Origin of the sequence: Burkholderia sp. BCC0419, assembly GCF_902830285.1 — a bacterium.
GTDB lineage: Bacteria > Pseudomonadota > Gammaproteobacteria > Burkholderiales > Burkholderiaceae > Burkholderia.
In genome coordinates, this window is record NZ_CADESR010000001.1 from 1964496 (window position 1) to 1981282 (window position 16787).

Sequence of the window (16787 nt, forward strand, 5' to 3'; positions counted from 1 at the left end):
TTCGGCCGCCCGGTTTCTTTCTGCGACGCGACCGTTTTCGCGACGCATGCCTTGCCGTCGATTACCGTTGTCGTGCCGCGAAACAACTATTTACCAATATTTACAGCAAGCCTGCACTCCCGCGCTTACCTTAGCGACATATCAACAGGCCGCACTGACGGCTTGAAGGGAGCCCCGCCATGAAAACAATGTCACTGCTCGTTGCATGCGGCATTGTCGTTTCCGTGGCGCTGAGCACTCCCGTCCATGCCGACGATCGCGCGAAGCCGCCCCATCGCCAGCAGGATCACCGGAACACCTTTCGACAGCCGCCGCCCGCAAACGCGTCCAGCCGGCAAACCGTGCCGCGCGGCGACTTGCGCGGCGACATCGCCAGCAACGCGCGGGCGCGAATCGGCTCACAGCCGCCGGGCGTGCCGCGTCATCCGTAGTCCTGCCAATTTCGAGATTTCGCCAAAGAAAATGCCCGCATCCGGGAACTGCACCGCATGCGACGAGTCACATCGTTGCCATGAGCACAGCGTGGCAGCAGCAAAAGTATCCGGTACGCCCGTATCCTCGTGATACGGGCTTTTTTTTTGCCCCGCCGGCCTGCACGTGCGATGCACGGGACGGGAGGGAGAACCGCTACAGGCGACTTTCGAGAATCGCCACGGCGCTCGCTTCGCTCAATGCGTAGTCGTCCATGCGGCGATCAGTCCAGGAAAGTAATTTCTCGTCGCGCTCGAGGCGCGAGAATTCGGCTCGGCCGCTGTCGGTCAGTATGGCGATGTCGACCGGTGCATGAAAGCCCGGTGCGGGGGCAACGGTTTTCTGCCTGACCGTGTCCATCAGCCCAAGCGAACGGAGATACTCGAACACGCCCGGGCGGCGTGCCCACGGTACCTGGCGGTACTGCACTCGTCTCAATGCGTCGAGCACCGCTTCGTTGGAATACGTGGCCATCTCGATTCTTTCTTAAAGTGCAGCGACAATGCGAAGCGGCGAGCCGGGCGGGGTCTCCGCCCGCCGAAACCGCCACCGATTCTGGAGGCCGACGTTGTTCGGCGTCGCGTCAGGGCCGTATCGTCAGCCGTCCATAAAAAGACACCATACCCCAATCAAATTGATTCTGTTCGATTCATTTGTACTTCTCTTCATCGGTTTCATGCTCTGCCGCAAGCAGCGTCGAACCATTTCGATCGCCGCCGCTGCGCTGTTCTGGCTGCTGGCGACGGGCTGGCTTGCGGCGCCGCTGATCGCCTGGACCGAGGCCGGCGTCACGCCGGTCGAGCACCCCGACATGCACGGGCGAACCACGCTGATCCTCATCGGCGCCGGCACGCGCCGCACCGACACCGGATTGCAGCCGCCGCCCGACGGCGTCGCGCGCATTCACAAGGTGGCGGCGCTCTATCGCACGTGCCGGCAGCAGGCCGAACGCTGCACCGTAGTGATGTCGGGCGGCGACCCGCAGCATCACGGCGACACCGAGGCGGCCGTCTACGGGCGCCAGCTCGTCGCGCAAGGCGTGGCGCCGGCCGACCTCGTGCTCGAACCGAACAGCCGCACCACCTACGAAAACGCGAAATTCACTGCGTCTATACTACGCTCACAGTATGACGACACGCGCATTCTCGTCACGTCGTCGTACCAGATGCGCCGGGCGCTGCTCGATTTCCGCCGTTTCGGCATCGATCCGCAGCCCGTTTACGCGAATCTCCGACGCGCGCAGACGGGCTGGCTGCCGCGCTGGCGCAATGTGGCCAACGCCGAGCAGGCGCTGCACGAGCTGGTCGGGATCGCGCAATTCCACGTGTATCGTTGGCTCGGCTGGTTTTGACGACGCCGCGAAAACCTCCGCGAAAATCGCTGCACCGCCCTGGATGGCAGACGCGTGACGACGTGCGCGAAGTGTTGCGCGACTTCAACGGGGCCTTGCGTCGTGCGGCGATCCGGTGCACATTGATCCGTCACTTTTGTTACACTCGACACGCACTCGATTGCAGTCGCCAGACAAAACGGCAACACTCGGGTCCATCACCACTTAGCGGAGGTAAAGCAATGAAGAAGACGTCCCTGGCTATCCTGGTAGCGATGTCGGCGCTGACTGGCGCAGCGTATGCGCAAGAGAGCACGCAGATCCAGACCATCACCGATCCGGCCAAGATCGCCGAGATCGAGCAGCGCGCACAGGCGCTGCAACAGCAGCAAGCGGCCGAAGCGGCTCAGCCGGCGGCGCAGGAAGAGCATCACCACGGCAAGAAGGCTGCGCATCACAAGGCAGCAGCGAAGAAGGCCGGCAAGAAGGCGAAGGCTGCAGACGCTGCCAGCCAGTAAGTTCGGCGGCACCGCTCCAGCGACAAGCCGAATCCGGGCAACCGGGTTCGGCTTTTTTGGTTGCGGCGCCCGCGCGCTGTGCTAAAGTCGCGCACCGAAATTTTCCACCCGTGCGCACCCCGGTGCGGAGGACAGCATGAGCAACATTCAACTCGACATCGAGTGGACCGAAGCCGCCACTCGCCAGATCAAGCAACTGATGCCCCGCGGCTCGGCCGACGCGTTTCTCGCGCTGCCGCCGATCGAGTGCCTGCCGATGGAGGGCGACGTGCTGTTCCTCGGCCCGCAAGGGAAGCAGCAACCGTTCATCGTTGCCGAGCGCCAGTATCACCATGACGGCGACGCCGACTGGACGATCATCCTGATCCTCGACGTACCCAGCACGTCGCACTGACGCGCCGCCGCGGCCGGACACGTCCGGTCGCCCCATCCGGCTCGACTCAGACGAGCTTCGACAGCACGCGGATTTCGGAACGCTCGATCCAGTCCGCAGCCGCTTCGCGATAAGCGAGAATATGCGCGGAACGCGCATGAGCGGCCAGCGCCTCCTCGCTCTCCCAACGCTCGACGAATACGAACCGCGCGGGCTCCTTCAGATCCCGGTGCAGGTCGTACTGCAATGCGCCGGCTTCGTTGCGGGTCGGCTCGACGATTCCCTCGAGCACGGTGCGCAGTTTTTCCTCGGCGCCCGGCTTCGCCACGATCAGCGCCACGACTGCAATTTCCGCCATTCCCGCCTCCTTCATCCGAAAAAGTCCGAGAATACGCGAATCCCGCGCCGCGCATCGGCTACGCCGAGACGGCATGACGACGGCACCAAAAAAATAGCCCGCGCTTCAGAGAAGCGCGGGCGAAACCGTCGCCCTACGAGGATAGGCGACGGGGCCATCGAGATCCCGCACGCTGGCGCGGATCATCATCTGTTGCGCCGACGCTCGTCGCGTCGGCATGTGAAGGCGTCGATACCGTTGTTCGGGCGCTCGCGGCGCATTCCCCGGACTCTGACGCCATCCTCCCTGTTCTAACGATTCCAACCTATAAAGCAGGTTGCGTGCCAGGCATCACACACTCGACATTCCATTGATTTATAAGGACAATTTTTTAGATCGGCGACAATGTGACACGTGTTCTGTCGTCGTAACGCTCGGATGTTACGTAACGTCACGAGGCGGGGCCTGACAACTCGAACACCTGTACGCGCCGCCGAGCGGCCATGAAAAAAGCCCGCCGAATGGCGGGCTTTTCAACGGTGCGGGAAACGCCGGGATCAGCGGAGCTGATTCACGAGCAACCCCATGATCTGGCGAGCCGCCGACGACGTATCGATCGCGCCCGAATCGTCGACGACCGCGACGCGGGTTTGATCGGCCGTGAGCGCCTTCACGTTGACGCGATACTGCTTCGCCTGCTTTTCCTTCTTGCCGTGGAACAGCTGGCTCCAGAAACCCTGCTCGGCCGAGGTCAGATCCTTCGGATCGACGTAGCGCACGAAATACAGGCCCTTCGAGCGATCGCGATCGTCGACCGTGAAGTTCGCGCGATCGAGCGCGAGACCGACGTGCAGCCACGACCGGTCGTACGGCTCGCCGAGCGTGACTTCGGACGGCACGGCCGCGTCAGCCGCGTCATTGCCTTGCGCGGACGTGCGCGAGACGTTCTGCGCGGCGATCGCCGCGGCAGCCTTCGACGACGCGTCGGCATCGGCCTTCTTGTCCTTCGGTACCGCGTTGTCCTTGATGTTCGCGATCGGCGGTTCACCGTTCTTCGCGCGCTGCTCGTTCTGCGCGAGCACGGCCATCAGCCGCTTCAGGTATTCCGTCTCGAGCGCCGGATCGTTCGGCTTCGGTTCCCACTTGCTCGAATCGTTGTTCGCGCCGGTGATCGCCTCGCGCATCCCTTTCTGGCTGATGAACACGTAGGTGCCACCGTTCGGCGCCGAATCGAGGCGCGTACGGTACTTGTTGCGCTCGGCCGTCACGTACGAATTGCCCATCGCCTTCGAGATCACGCTGCGGATCAGGCCGTCGTTGATCTGCGGATGGGTTTCGTTCCAGTCGGTTTCCATCACGCCCTTGTCGCGCTGGTCGACGACGAGCAGGAAGCCCTGCTCCTGCCAGAAACGGCGAACCTGCGGCCAGATCGCGGCCGGCTGCTTGCCGTCGATCACGAGCCAGCTTTCGGTGCCGTCGCGCTGGATATGCATGCCGGCCACGGCCGGCGCGACGGTGTCCAGCGCGGGCGCGGCCTGCTGGACCTGCTTGAGCGCGGACAGGGATGTCGCGCCGCCCTGGGGCGGCAGCGAACGCTGATCGGCCGTCTCGTCGAGCATGTTGGGCGGCACTGCGAGCGACGCTTCCTTCGATTTCGAATCGCTCTTGTAGTCCACTTTCGTGGGCGACGACGTACCGCAACCGGCGACGAGCGCGCCGGTGGCGAGCACTGCAGCGAACCGCATGGTAAGACGAAGATCAGTCATGTTCGGGGAATCCTCTTCCGCTAAATCACGGCGCTTTCCGTGGATCAACCTTGCATTTTACCGGGGCCGCGCTGCGATGTGCAAAAAAGCGACGGCCAAGAAAAAACCCGCGTCAGCCTGAGCTGACGCGGGTTCTTGTCTGGTCGGGGCGAGAGGATTTGAACCTCCGACCACCTGCACCCCATGCAGGTACGCTACCAGGCTGCGCTACGCCCCGAAAGAAAAAAATTATAACAGACAGTTTCCCGATTTAGAACGGGTCGCATGCATTTTGTGAATGTTCTCGTGAAATTTTTTGGCGCGATGGCGCCGATGCAAGCAATCTGCGACACCGCTCCCGCAGCGCCGTCACCGCTTGCGCGCGACGCAGATGACCGTCAGGCCGGCGACGCGATTGAAGCGGAACATCGGCAACTCGATGCGGCAGATCGTCTTGAGCAAGCCGTTGACGAATGGATGATGACGGCGCAATTGCGACGCAGGCTCGCGCGGATGCGAACGCGCCCGCTCGCCCAGTCGCAGTGCGGCCGCGAGCGGAAACGTGAGGCCGAAATAATAGGCGCCGTGCTCGACGTCGAGCCCCGCACGCCGGGCCACGCCTTCGAGGCCGCCGAGCGTATACCTGCGCTTGTGCTCGAGGAAATCGTCGTGGCCGCTCCACAGGAACTGGAACGCGGGAACCGTGATCAGGAATCGGCTGCCCGGAGGCGCACCCTTCACGTACTGCGTCAGCAGCCCGACATCGTCGTCGACATGTTCGAGCACGTCCATCAGCAACACGAGATCGGCATCGAATCGATCGACGAACCGCCGAAAGTGGATGGGCTTGCCGGCCGCCTCGCCGTCGCTGTCGTCGGCGTAGCTCGTATCGACACACCATGCTTCCGTCGCCTGCGTGCGCTCGAGCAGATGCTTCGAGAAAAAACCGGAACCCGCCCCGACGTCGAGTATCCGGTTCGCGCCCGACGCGCCCAGGAACCGGCGAATTGCGCTCGCCTTCGACGCGTAGTACCAGTGATCGCCCACCCCCGCACCCAGTACGTCGACTTCCTTCAGGTCCATGGCGCTTCCCCGTGATGGCTGCCGTGTTGTGATATCGAACCCGCCACTGATGCCGATCTTACCTCGCCGCCAACGCCGATCGTATCCGTCGATGCCCGGGGGCCGCGCCGCTCAGGCGTCGGGTGAAACCCGCGCCGGCCAAGGCCGGCCGCGGGTTTTCAGGTTGCGTCGAAAGACGCCGACCGACGGTCCGGACAAACCAAACGACCGTTTGATCCAGCCGTCCATCCACCGCGAATCCATTGTCAGGCAGCCCGCCGGCGCGCCTCGCCCGGGCGCCCGTTGTTTGGTAACGCCGCTCTAGCGCGCTATGACACACTGCACGGCATCGACGCTCGCGCCGTGCAGTGGCGCGCGCCGCCGTCGATCAAGACAAGACATGGAGACAGACGATGCGGAATGCGGTCCGGCGCGGCCATCGCTCGCCTTTGGCAATTTTCGACTGGGTTTCCGGCCTGCGACGCACGGCCGCCCGGAGGACTCACACGCCATCCCGCGTGTTCGGCTGCGGCGCGCTGGCGCTCGCGCTGCTCTGCGCCGGGTGCGCGGAATCGGCCGCGCAGCGCGACAGCAACACGTCGATCGCGTCGACGAAGATCGAACGCACCAAGGCCGAGCGCCTTGCGCGCGAGCAGCAGATCGCACGCACCGTGCCGTCGCTCGCCTCGATCAGCCTCACGCAATCGCGCCCGTTCACGCTGCGCGACTCGGGCCAGAACGGCGCGATGACGTTCCTGCGCGACGTCGATTTCCGCATCGTCAACAACCTCGGCTTCTTCATCCATCAGTTGTCGGCCACGCTCGTACCGACGCAGGCCGGCGCGCCGATCGTATTCGACGATCCGACGAGCTTCGAGATCGACGTGCACGAAGGCACGGTCACGCTCGACAACGCGAAGCTGACCGCCCTCTTCAACACCTACATCTTCGGCTATCGCAACGCGCCGCTGCGCAAGCTCGCGGTGTCGGCCGGCGACGGCGTGATCCATCTGCAAGGCGAGATGCAGCGCGACGGCTGGGTACCGTTCTCGCTGACCGGCACGCTCGCGATCCGCGACGGCAGCCAGCTCGTGTTCCACCCGACCGGCGTGCGCGTGTCGGGCATCAACGCGCAGCCGGTGATGCGGGCGGCCAACGTGAAAATGGCCGATCTGCTGAAGGTGCAGACACCGATCGCGCAACTCGCCGGCGACGATCTCGTGATGGCGGTCGACAAGCTGATGCCGCCGCCGCGCCTGAAGCTCACCATCACCGCCGTGCGCGTGACGCCGGCGGGACTCGACCTGAAGCTCGACGACGGCACGCATGCCGGCTTTGCGATGCCCGCGAATGCACCGCAGCAGGCGATGTATATTCGCGGCGGCGACGTGAAATTCATGCGCTCGATGCCGATGAACGCGGACATCCTGATCGGCCCGGTCGACCCGTCGAAGCGCGACCAGACGTTCGTGTTCGACCTGTATCACTATCGCGACCAGGTATCGGCCGGCTACTTCAACTTCGACGAAAGCGGCGCGATGGCGATCCGGATGCCTTCGTATACGGGCCCGGCCAGCGGCGCGCTGCTCGGCAACGCCGCGGCGCGCCTGAACGACAGCTTCCTCGCCGCGCAGCAGAATGCGCTGCGCGACGTGCGGCAGCACTGGGAAGCGTACGCGCTCGCGGCGGATGCGATGCGGCCCGGCATGCAGAAGGTCGCGATGCGGCGCACGTCGACGACGCCGTTCAACGAACGGCACGTGTCGAACCGCAACCCGACGATCCACCTGCGCAACGTCGATTTCAACCTGTCCGGCGATATCGGCTTTCATGTCGAGGATCTCGACGTGGAACTCGTATCGAAGCACCCGGGCGAACCCGTGGATCTCGACGACCCCAACCAGTACGACATCCGCATTCTCGGCGGCACGGTCGTCGAGTCGTGGAAGGCGATGTCGGCACTGTTCAACAACTACCTGCTCGATTATTCGCCGCGTTCGCTGAACGACCTGCAATTGAGCGCGGACGGCCAGAACCTGCGCGTCCAGGGCGGCATCAAGCTGTGGAATCACGTACCGGGCGTCTGGCTGCCGACCGACATGAAGGGCTCGCTGACGGTGCTCGACGACCGGCACCTCGCATTCAAGCCGTCGCAGGTATCCGTGCTCGGCATCCCGCAGGCGACGCTGCTGCGCTCGCTCGGCATCGAGCTCGCGTCGCTGACGCCGTTGCAGCGGCGCGGCGCGGAACTGCGCGGCGACACCCTCGTGCTCGACCAGTACACCGTGTTCCCGCCGCCCGTGCTGAACGGCAAGCTCGGCCAGGCGACGGTCGAGCGCGACGGATTGCGTCTCACGTTCCGGCGCGCGGCGGGCGCGCCCGCGCCGAAGCGGCCGCAGATCGACGCGCCGAGCTACATGTGGATGGAAGGCGGTGACATGAAGATGTTCAACGTGCTCGAACTGAACGTGCGCGCGCTGATCCGGAATTCGGCCGAGGCCGGCCCGATGCGGTTCGACCTGTACGGGTACCGCGGCCAGGTCGCGCAGGGCTCGGTGCGGATGCTGCCGGACGGCACGCTGGTCGTCGACATGGGGCAGAAGAATCCGCTCGCGTCGCGCTGATCCGCGTGCAAGACACGCATGAAAAAAGCCCGGTGGCAGGTGGCCAACCGGGCTTTTCAATGCATCCTGCGCGCCGTGCGCTCAGTCGTGTTTCAGTCCGTCGATCACGTCCAGCAACGCCTGCCGCAACGCGATGACGTCGACGGTTGCGCCGCCCTTGTCCACCCCGCGCGCATCGGCGGCCTGCGCGTCGGATTCGACCGGCTCCGCCGCACCCCGCTCGCTACCCGGCGAATCGAGCCGGTTGCGCGCGCCGTTGATCGTGAAGCCCTGCTCGTACAGCAACTCGCGAATCCGCCGGATCAGCAGCACTTCGTGATGCTGGTAATACCGCCGGTTGCCGCGCCGCTTCACCGGCCGCAGCTGAGTGAATTCCTGTTCCCAGTAACGCAGCACATGTGGCTTGACCCCGCACAGTTCGCTGACTTCGCCGATCGTGAAGTAGCGCTTCGCGGGAATCGGAGGCAAGACGACTTTCTCAACCGTAGTGGTCATCGTCGGTTAACCGTCGGTAAGGGTGCGCGGCGGCCGCGCGGGGCGTGGGCGCGCGTATTACTCCGCGCCGTTTTCGACCAGCGCCTTCAGCTTCTGGCTCGCGTGGAAGGTTACCACCCGGCGGGCCGCGATCGGAATCGCCTCGCCCGTCTTCGGATTGCGGCCCGGACGCTGCGGCTTGTCGCGCAGCTGAAAATTGCCGAACCCCGACAGCTTGACGCTTTCGCCGTTTTCGAGCGCGTCGCGGATCACCTCGAAAAACGCTTCGACCATGTCCTTCGCTTCACGCTTGTTCAGCCCGACGCTGTCGAACAGCAGCTCCGCCAGTTCCGCTTTCGTCAGCGTCGGCGTCTCGGTGGACGCCGGCGCCGAAGCGTCGCGGTTCATCGCGCTGCGTTGCGCCGTCAGGAGGGCTTCGAATTCACTCGAGGTCATGTCGTTCATATCTGCCATACAGCGCGTTGAATCAAAACTTACGATGGAAACAAGCCGCCCGCGAACGGGCCGGCCCTCTCCTTAGCCGCGCAGGCGCGCACCGGCACGAGCCATCCGCTCGACCAGCGTCTGGATCGCCTGATCGACGACCTCGTCCTGCAGCGTGCCAGCCGCGTCCTGCAGCGTCACGCGGAAGGCAAGGCTCTTCTCGTTCGCGGCAAGACCACCGGAAGTATTTGATTTTGCACGAAATTCGTCGAAGAGTACAACCTTCTGAACGAATCGGCAGGCCTCTTCGGCAAGCGCCTTCTTCATTTCGTCGAAAAGTGCCTGAACCTCGACCGCCTGATCGACGACAACGGCGATATCGCGACGGACCGGCGGGAATTTCGACACGTCGGTCGGCGCGGGCAGCGCACGTGCAATCAGCGCGTCCGCGTCGATCTCGAACATCACCGGCGCGTGCGGCAGCTCGTACTTCTGCATCAGCCGCGGATGCAGCTCGCCGATCCAGCCGACCGCGCGGCCATCGACCTCGATGCGCGCGCTGCGGCCCGGATGAAGGGCCGGATGCTCGGCCTTCACGAAGCGTGCAACCGCTGGCGCGAGCAGCGCCTCGAGATCGCCCTTCACGTCGAAGAAATCGACCGCGCGGGTCGCCACGCCCCACTGCTCGTCGAATGCCGGACCATACGCCAGCGCGCCGACGCGCTTCGGCTGCGCGTGACCTTCGACCGCCAGCTCGCCGGCCTTCACCGACGGATCGGCGACGAACACACGCCCCGATTCGAACACGCGCACACGATCGGCTCGGCGGTTCAGGTTGTGGCGCAGCACGGCGATCAGGCTGCCGAACAGCGTCGTGCGCATGACCGAAAGCTGGCTCGCGATCGGGTTCAGCAGCCGGATCGGGTTGTCGTTGCCCGCGAAATCCTGCTCCCACTCCGCATCGACGAAGCTGAAGTTGACGGTTTCCGCGTAGTCGCGCGCGGCGAGCGCGTGACGGATATCGTGGATCGAACGCCGCGTCTCGTGGGTCGCGCGCATTTCGCTCGTCGCGACCGGCGGCCGCGCCGGAATCTTCTCGAAGCCGTAGATGCGCGCCACTTCCTCGATCAGGTCTTCCTCGATCTCGATGTCGAACCGGTGCGACGGCGGCGTGACGAGGAACGCGTCGTCTTCACGCTCGAACGGCAGGCCGAGGCGCGTGAAGATGTCCGCGATCTCGTCGGCGTCGATCTTCACGCCGATGATGCGGTTCGCGCGCGACACGCGCATCTTCACCGGCGCGCGCTGCGGCAGGTTCACCGCCTGATCGTCGACCGGGCCGGCCTTGCCGCCGCAGATGTCGAGAATCAGCTGCGTGATGCGCTCGACGTGCTCGACGGTCGTCGCGTAGTCGACGCCGCGCTCGAAGCGATGGGCCGCATCGGTCGAGAAGTTGTACTTGCGCGCGCGGCCGCGGATGCTGTCCGGCCACCAGAACGCGGCTTCCAGGTAGATGTTGGTCGTATCGAGCGTGACGGCCGTGCTGTCGCCCCCCATGATGCCGGCCAGGCTTTCGACCTGCCGGTCGTCCGCAATCACGCCGACCGTTTCGTCGAGTTCGACCGTGTTGCCGTTGAGCAGCTTCAGCGATTCGCCGCGCTTGCCCCAGCGCACCTCGATGCCGCCGTGGATCTTGTCGAGATCGAACACGTGCGACGGGCGGCCGAGTTCGAACATCACGTAGTTCGAGATGTCGACGAGCGCGGACACGCTGCGCTGGCCCGAACGCTCGAGGCGCTCGACCATCCACTGCGGCGTCTTCGCATGCGCGTTCACGCCGCGGATCACGCGACCCGAGAAGCGGCCGCACAGATCGGGCGCGGCAATGCGCACCGGCAGCGTTTCGTCGAGCTCGACGTTCACCGGGCGGATGTCGACCGGCGTCAGCGGCGCGCCGGTGATCGCGGCCGTCTCGCGCGCGATCCCGAACACCGACAGGCAGTCGGCCTTGTTCGGCGTCAGCTTGATTTCGAAGATCGTGTCGTCGAGATTGAGGGTTTCGCGGATGTCCTGGCCGATCGGCGTGTCTTCCGGCAGGATCAGCAGCCCGCTGTGATCCTCGGACAATTTCAGCTCGCGCGCCGAGCACAGCATCCCCTGGCTCTCCACGCCGCGCAGCTTCGACAGCTTGATCGCGAACGGCTTGCCGCCCTCTTCCGCCGGCGGCAGTTCCGCGCCGACCAGCGCGACCGGCACCTTGATGCCGGGCGCCACGTTCGGCGCGCCGCAGACGATGTTCAGCGTCGCGCCGGTGCCGGCGTCGACCTGGCAGACATTGAGCTTGTCCGCATCCGGATGCTTGACGACTTCGAGCACGCGGCCGACGACGATCTTCGACGTCGGCGGCGCAGCCTTGCTCAGCGATTCGACTTCGAGCCCCGCCATCGTCAGCGCGTGCGACAGTGCGTCGGTCGTCAGCTGCGGGTCGACAAAGGTTCTCAACCAGGATTCAGGGAATTGCATGGATGTCTACGTTCGAAACAGGTTAGATCGACGCCCGGGCCCCTCGGAAACGTCCGTCGGGGCGTGCGCGGGCACAGGTCGGCGCGGCGAGCGGCGTTATGCGAACTGGCGCAGGAAACGCAGGTCGTTCTCGAAGAACAGCCGGAGATCCTGGACGCCGTAGCGCAGCATCGTCAGGCGCTCGAGGCCGCTGCCGAACGCGAAACCGATGTAGCGCTCGGGGTCGAGGCCCATGTTGCGGATCACGGTCGGATGCACCTGCCCCGAGCCGGAAATTTCGAGCCACTTGCCGGCGTTCTTGCCTTGCTCGAACATCATGTCGATCTCGGCCGACGGTTCCGTGAACGGGAAATACGACGGACGGAAGCGCACGAGGATGTCGTCGCGCTCGAAGAATTTTTTCAGGAAGTCGGTATAGACGCCCTTGAGGTCGGCGAAGCTGATGTTTTCGTCGATCCACAGCCCCTCGACCTGATTGAACATCGGCGAGTGGGTCGCATCGCTGTCGACGCGATACGTGCGGCCCGGCGCGATCACCTTGATCGGCGGACGGTTCATGCGCGCATAACGCACCTGCATCGGGCTCGTGTGCGTGCGCAGCAGCAGCTGGCGACCGTCGGCATCCTTGCCTTCGACGTAGAAGGTGTCCTGCATCGAACGCGCCGGATGGTTCTCCGGGCTGTTCAGCGACGTGAAGTTGTACCAGTCGGTCTCGATTTCGGGGCCGTCGGCCACATCGAAACCGATCGAGCCGAAAATCTGTTCGACACGCTCCCACGTGCGCATCACCGGGTGCAGGCTGCCTGCGCCGGCGCCACGGCCCGGCAACGTCACGTCGATCGCTTCGGCAGTGAGGCGCTGATTCAGCAGCGCGTCGGCCAGTGCCTGGCGACGGGCGGTGAGCGCGGCTTCAACCTGCTGCTTCGCGACGTTGATGCGTGCGCCTTCGGTCTTGCGTGCTTCGGGATCGAGCTTGCCGAGGCCCTTCAGCAACTCGGTCAGCGCACCCGATTTGCCGAGAAATCGCGCTTTCTCGTTTTCGAGCGTGGTGATGTCGGCAGCCTGTTCGAAGGACTGCTGCGCGTCGGCGACAATCTGGTCCAGATCCATAGATCCCATCATTTCCAACGTCATTCGGTCTTGGCGAGCGAAACCGCCCACCAAACAAAAAAGGGGCTCGGAAGAGCCCCGTTTTCGCTGCAGCGGCCGAGACTACCGGAACCTCGCTGCAACTAACCACGCAGTGCTAATTTCGCAATTAGGCTGCAACGGCGGCTTTCACCTGCTTGACGATCGCAGCAAAAGCAGCCTTGTCGAACACCGCCATGTCGGCCAGGACCTTACGGTCGAGTTCGATCGACGCCTTCTTCAGGCCGTTGATGAACACGCTGTAGGTCATGTCGTGCTGGCGAACTGCCGCGTTGATACGCGTGATCCACAGTGCGCGGAACACACGCTTCTTGTTGCGGCGATCGCGGTACGCGTACTGACCAGCGCGCATCACCGCCTGCTTGGCGATGCGGTAGACGTTATTGCGGCGGCCGCGATAACCCTTGGCCAGGTTGATGATCTTCTTGTGGCGGGCCCGTGCGGTTACCCCACGTTTGACTCGAGGCATGTTTCTCTCCTTGGAGTATCGGTTGAGGGGTTACGCGAACGGGAGCATCGCGCGGACGGAGTTCAGATCGGAATCATGAACTGCCGTTGCGCCGCGCAGATGGCGCTTGTTCTTCGTGGTTTTCTTGGTCAGGATGTGGCGCTTGAAGGCTTGACCGCGCTTGACGGTACCGCCCGGACGCACCACGAAGCGCTTTGCAGCGCTCTTCTTGGTCTTCATCTTAGGCATGACGAACAACTCCAGTTTATTAGATGGCGATGGGTGTGCGGTTGGCTTGCGCCCTTGACCCGCCCTTCGAAACCCAACTCCACTTGTGTACGGCGACCCGCTTGCGCAGCCGCCGTCATTGCTGGCGCGCCGCCCTGACCGGGCAACGCACCGAACCACTGTCGAACCTGCGCGCGATGCGCGCGGGCCCGTTACTTCTTTTTCTTCGGCGAGAGCACCATGATCATCTGGCGCCCTTCCATCTTCGGCATCTGCTCGACCTGGCCGACTTCCTCGAGATCCGTGCGCAGACGCTCAAGCATCCGCATACCGATTTCCTGGTGAGCCATTTCGCGGCCGCGGAAACGCAACGTGATCTTCGTCTTGTCGCCCTCTTCGAGGAAGCGCACGAGATTGCGGAGCTTGACGTTGTAATCCCCGTCATCGGTACCCGGGCGGAACTTGACTTCCTTCACCTGGATGACCTTCTGCTTCAGCTTCGCTTCGTGCTGCTTCTTCGATTCCTGGTACTTGAACTTGCCGTAATCCATCAGACGGCAAACCGGGGGAACCGCTTGCGGCGCGATTTCCACCAGGTCAACATCCAGTTCTTCCGATTTACGGAAAGCATCAGCGAGTTTTACGATACCGAGCGGTTCGTTCTCGAGCCCGACCAGACGCACTTCCGGCGCATTGATTTCACCGTTGATGCGATGCGACGACTTATCAGTAGCGATGTTACGTTTCCTCTAAAAATTAAAAAAACGAGCCGCGCTGCCAGGGTGGCTACTTGAACGAGCGCAGGTCTTCCTGCAGACGCTCAACGAAGGCTTCGACCGGCATAACGCCAAGATCGACGCCGCCACGGGCACGCACGGCTACCGTTTGCGCATCACGCTCCTTATCGCCCACGACGAGGAGATAAGGCACCTTTTCCAGCGTGTGCTCGCGTATTTTATAGCTAATCTTCTCGTTGCGCAAATCGCCCGCTACTCTAACCCCTTGTTTTTGCAACGATTGGGTCAGAGACTGCGCATATTCGGCCTGACTTTCGGCGATATTGAGCACAATTGCCTGGTACGGCGCGAGCCAGGCCGGCATTGCACCAGCGTGGTGCTCGATCAAAATGCCGAGGAAACGCTCCATCGAACCGACGATCGCGCGGTGCAGCATCACCGGCCGGCGGCGGCTGTTGTCTTCCGCCACGTACTCGGCGCCGAGGCGCTCCGGCAGCATCATGTCGAGCTGCAGCGTGCCGCACTGCCACGAACGGCCGAGCGCATCCTTGATGTGGTACTCGATCTTCGGGCCGTAGAACGCGCCCTCACCCGGCAACTCTTCCCACGTGAGGCCGCAGGCCGTCAGCGCTTCGCGCAGCCCCTGCTCGGCACGATCCCAGGTTTCGTCCGAACCCATGCGCTGCTCCGGGCGCAGCGACAGCTTGATGTCGATGTGGTCGAAGCCGAAATCGCTGTACACGCTCATCGCGAGTTTGTTGAACGCGATCGACTCGGCAATGATCTGGTCTTCCGTACAGAAGATGTGCGCATCGTCCTGCACGAAGCCGCGCACGCGCATCAGGCCGTGCAGCGCGCCCGACGCCTCGTTGCGGTGGCACGAGCCGAATTCGGCGTAGCGCAGCGGCAGGTCGCGATACGAGCGCAGACCGTGCTTGAACACCTGGACGTGGCCCGGGCAGTTCATCGGCTTGATCGCGTAGTCGCGCTTCTCCGACTCCGTCGTGAACATGTTCTCGCGGTAGTTCTGCCAGTGACCCGACGCTTCCCACAGCGAGCGGTCCATGATCATCGGCGTCTTGATCTCGAGATAGCCGGCTTCGTTGACGCGGCGGCGCATGTATTGCTCGACCTGCTGCCACAGCGCCCAGCCCTTCGGATGCCAGAACACCATGCCCGGCGACTCTTCCTGCATGTGGAACAGGTCGAGCTGCTTGCCCAGCTTGCGGTGGTCGCGCTTTTCCGCTTCCTCGAGCATGTGCAGGTACTGATCCTGGTCTTCCTTCTTCGTCCAGGCCGTGCCGTAGATGCGCTGCAGCTGCTCGTTCTTCGAATCGCCGCGCCAGTACGCGCCCGCGACCTTCATCAGCTTGAAGACCTTCAGCTTGCCGGTGGACGGCACGTGCGGGCCGCGGCACAGATCGGTGAAGCCGCCGTGCGAGTACAGCTTGATTTCGTCGCTTTGCGGAATCGATTCGATGATCTCGGCCTTGTACTTCTCGCCGATGCTGCGGAAGTAACCGGCCGCCTCGTCGCGCGACACGACGCGGCGCGTGACCGGCTCGTCCTTCTTCGCGAGTTCCTGCATGCGCTTTTCGATCTTTTCGAGATCTTCCGGCGTAAACGGGCGGTTGTACGAGAAGTCGTAATAGAAACCGTTGTCGATCACCGGGCCGATCGTCACCTGCGCGTCCGGATACAGTTCCTTCACCGCGTACGCGAGCAAGTGGGCGGTCGAGTGGCGGATGATGTCGAGGCCGTCGGCATCCTTGTCCGTGACGATCGCGAGCGACGCATCGCGGTCGATCACCGTCGACGTATCAACGAGCTCGCCATCGAGCTTGCCACCAAGCGCAGCCTTAGCAAGGCCGGGACCGATCGAGGCCGCAACCTCGGCAACTGTCACCGGATGCTCGTATTGTCGAACTGAGCCGTCAGGCAAGCGTATCGAAACCATAGCATTCTCCGTGATGCCGACAGTGGGCGGCAGACCAGGCACGCGAGATCAAACTCACGCGTGAAAAATTCGCGACAAAAAAAATGCGGCCCCGCTTTCGAGGGGCCGCATTCGATACTTCACTCAAACTGAAAGGGCGAAAACGTTCCTCGACTAGCGTCGCTCCGAAGTGGTTTCGGTCAACGTTCGCGGTGTCATAACCGTATTCGCCTTGTTCGCGTTGAGTTGTGTACTGCATCGAACACCCGGAGGCCGGGCATTCTCAATTCGTTGGTAGGCTCGATTGGACTCGAACCAACGACCCCCACCATGTCAAGGTGGTGCTCTAACCAGCTGAGCTACGAGCCTAGAGAAGCTAAGATTATAT

The 16787-nt window shown here is 63.4% G+C and carries 17 protein-coding genes and 2 tRNA genes; 5 read left to right on the forward strand and 14 right to left on the reverse strand.

What is annotated here, in order from left to right:
* Positions 1 to 179: 179 nt before the first annotated feature.
* Entirely contained in the window at positions 180 to 431 is a 252-nt protein-coding gene (locus HWW87_RS37090) for a hypothetical protein (RefSeq protein WP_244107156.1), read from the forward strand.
* A gap of 196 nt (positions 432 to 627) precedes the next feature.
* Here HWW87_RS37090 and HWW87_RS08755 read toward each other — a convergent pair whose 3' ends face one another.
* Positions 628 to 945, reverse strand: a complete 318-nt coding sequence (locus HWW87_RS08755; protein ID WP_059234696.1) for a hypothetical protein — start codon at positions 943 to 945, stop codon at positions 628 to 630.
* Positions 946 to 1105: 160 nt separating this feature from the next.
* On the opposite strand from HWW87_RS08755, the gene HWW87_RS08760 reads away from it, so the two are divergent.
* The 3 genes from HWW87_RS08760 to HWW87_RS08770 all read left to right on the forward strand — a co-directional run bounded on the left by HWW87_RS08760 (position 1106) and on the right by HWW87_RS08770 (position 2713).
* Positions 1106 to 1822 carry a YdcF family protein gene (locus HWW87_RS08760; protein ID WP_174429491.1) on the forward strand — a complete coding sequence of 239 codons (717 nt, stop codon included), beginning with the start codon at positions 1106 to 1108 and terminating at the stop codon, positions 1820 to 1822.
* 221 nt (positions 1823 to 2043) lie between these two features.
* A complete protein-coding gene (locus tag HWW87_RS08765; RefSeq protein ID WP_006486101.1) occupies positions 2044 to 2319 on the forward strand; it encodes a hypothetical protein in 276 nt (91 codons plus the stop codon).
* A 136-nt stretch (positions 2320 to 2455) separates the two neighbouring features.
* On the forward strand, positions 2456 to 2713 hold the full coding sequence (locus HWW87_RS08770) for a hypothetical protein (protein WP_011351788.1): 258 nt from the start codon (positions 2456 to 2458) through the stop codon (positions 2711 to 2713).
* 46 nt (positions 2714 to 2759) lie between these two features.
* On the opposite strand, the gene HWW87_RS08775 is transcribed toward HWW87_RS08770, so the two are convergent.
* The 4 genes from HWW87_RS08775 to HWW87_RS08790 all read right to left on the reverse strand — a co-directional run bounded on the left by HWW87_RS08775 (position 2760) and on the right by HWW87_RS08790 (position 5857).
* Complete coding sequence (locus tag HWW87_RS08775) at positions 2760 to 3050, reverse strand: putative quinol monooxygenase (protein WP_027810280.1); 291 nt, start codon at positions 3048 to 3050, stop codon at positions 2760 to 2762.
* A 536-nt stretch (positions 3051 to 3586) separates the two neighbouring features.
* Entirely contained in the window at positions 3587 to 4795 is a 1209-nt protein-coding gene (gene bamC, locus HWW87_RS08780; RefSeq protein WP_175819971.1) for an outer membrane protein assembly factor BamC, read from the reverse strand.
* A 140-nt stretch (positions 4796 to 4935) separates the two neighbouring features.
* A tRNA-Pro gene (locus HWW87_RS08785) sits at positions 4936 to 5012 on the reverse strand.
* 131 nt (positions 5013 to 5143) lie between these two features.
* Positions 5144 to 5857 carry a methyltransferase domain-containing protein gene (locus tag HWW87_RS08790; RefSeq protein WP_175819972.1) on the reverse strand — a complete coding sequence of 238 codons (714 nt, stop codon included), beginning with the start codon at positions 5855 to 5857 and terminating at the stop codon, positions 5144 to 5146.
* 392 nt (positions 5858 to 6249) lie between these two features.
* On the opposite strand from HWW87_RS08790, the gene HWW87_RS08795 reads away from it, so the two are divergent.
* The gene (locus HWW87_RS08795; RefSeq protein ID WP_175819973.1) at positions 6250 to 8460 is read left to right on the forward strand and encodes a hypothetical protein; all 2211 of its coding nucleotides are present in this window, start codon (positions 6250 to 6252) and stop codon (positions 8458 to 8460) included.
* Positions 8461 to 8541: 81 nt separating this feature from the next.
* On the opposite strand, the gene HWW87_RS08800 is transcribed toward HWW87_RS08795, so the two are convergent.
* The 9 genes from HWW87_RS08800 to HWW87_RS08840 form a co-directional block, all read right to left on the reverse strand.
* A complete protein-coding gene (locus HWW87_RS08800; protein ID WP_175819974.1) occupies positions 8542 to 8955 on the reverse strand; it encodes a MerR family transcriptional regulator in 414 nt (137 codons plus the stop codon).
* A 57-nt stretch (positions 8956 to 9012) separates the two neighbouring features.
* Positions 9013 to 9399 (reverse strand): integration host factor subunit alpha, encoded by a 387-nt coding sequence (locus HWW87_RS08805; protein WP_006486093.1) that lies wholly within the window; start codon positions 9397 to 9399, stop codon positions 9013 to 9015.
* A gap of 72 nt (positions 9400 to 9471) precedes the next feature.
* Positions 9472 to 11901 carry a phenylalanine--tRNA ligase subunit beta gene (gene pheT, locus HWW87_RS08810; protein WP_175819975.1) on the reverse strand — a complete coding sequence of 810 codons (2430 nt, stop codon included), beginning with the start codon at positions 11899 to 11901 and terminating at the stop codon, positions 9472 to 9474.
* A gap of 96 nt (positions 11902 to 11997) precedes the next feature.
* A complete protein-coding gene (pheS, locus tag HWW87_RS08815; protein ID WP_006486107.1) occupies positions 11998 to 13011 on the reverse strand; it encodes a phenylalanine--tRNA ligase subunit alpha in 1014 nt (337 codons plus the stop codon).
* A gap of 148 nt (positions 13012 to 13159) precedes the next feature.
* Positions 13160 to 13519, reverse strand: a complete 360-nt coding sequence (gene rplT / locus HWW87_RS08820) for a 50S ribosomal protein L20 (protein WP_004192938.1) — start codon at positions 13517 to 13519, stop codon at positions 13160 to 13162.
* A gap of 30 nt (positions 13520 to 13549) precedes the next feature.
* Positions 13550 to 13747 (reverse strand): 50S ribosomal protein L35, encoded by a 198-nt coding sequence (gene rpmI / locus HWW87_RS08825; protein ID WP_004191477.1) that lies wholly within the window; start codon positions 13745 to 13747, stop codon positions 13550 to 13552.
* A gap of 191 nt (positions 13748 to 13938) precedes the next feature.
* Positions 13939 to 14463, reverse strand: a complete 525-nt coding sequence (gene infC, locus HWW87_RS08830) for a translation initiation factor IF-3 (RefSeq protein WP_174390844.1) — start codon at positions 14461 to 14463, stop codon at positions 13939 to 13941.
* 49 nt (positions 14464 to 14512) lie between these two features.
* Positions 14513 to 16420: a threonine--tRNA ligase gene (gene thrS / locus HWW87_RS08835; RefSeq protein WP_175819976.1), complete on the reverse strand. Its 1908-nt coding sequence runs from the start codon at positions 16418 to 16420 to the stop codon at positions 14513 to 14515.
* A gap of 271 nt (positions 16421 to 16691) precedes the next feature.
* Positions 16692 to 16768: transfer RNA gene (locus HWW87_RS08840), tRNA-Val, on the reverse strand.
* Positions 16769 to 16787 lie beyond the last annotated feature (19 nt).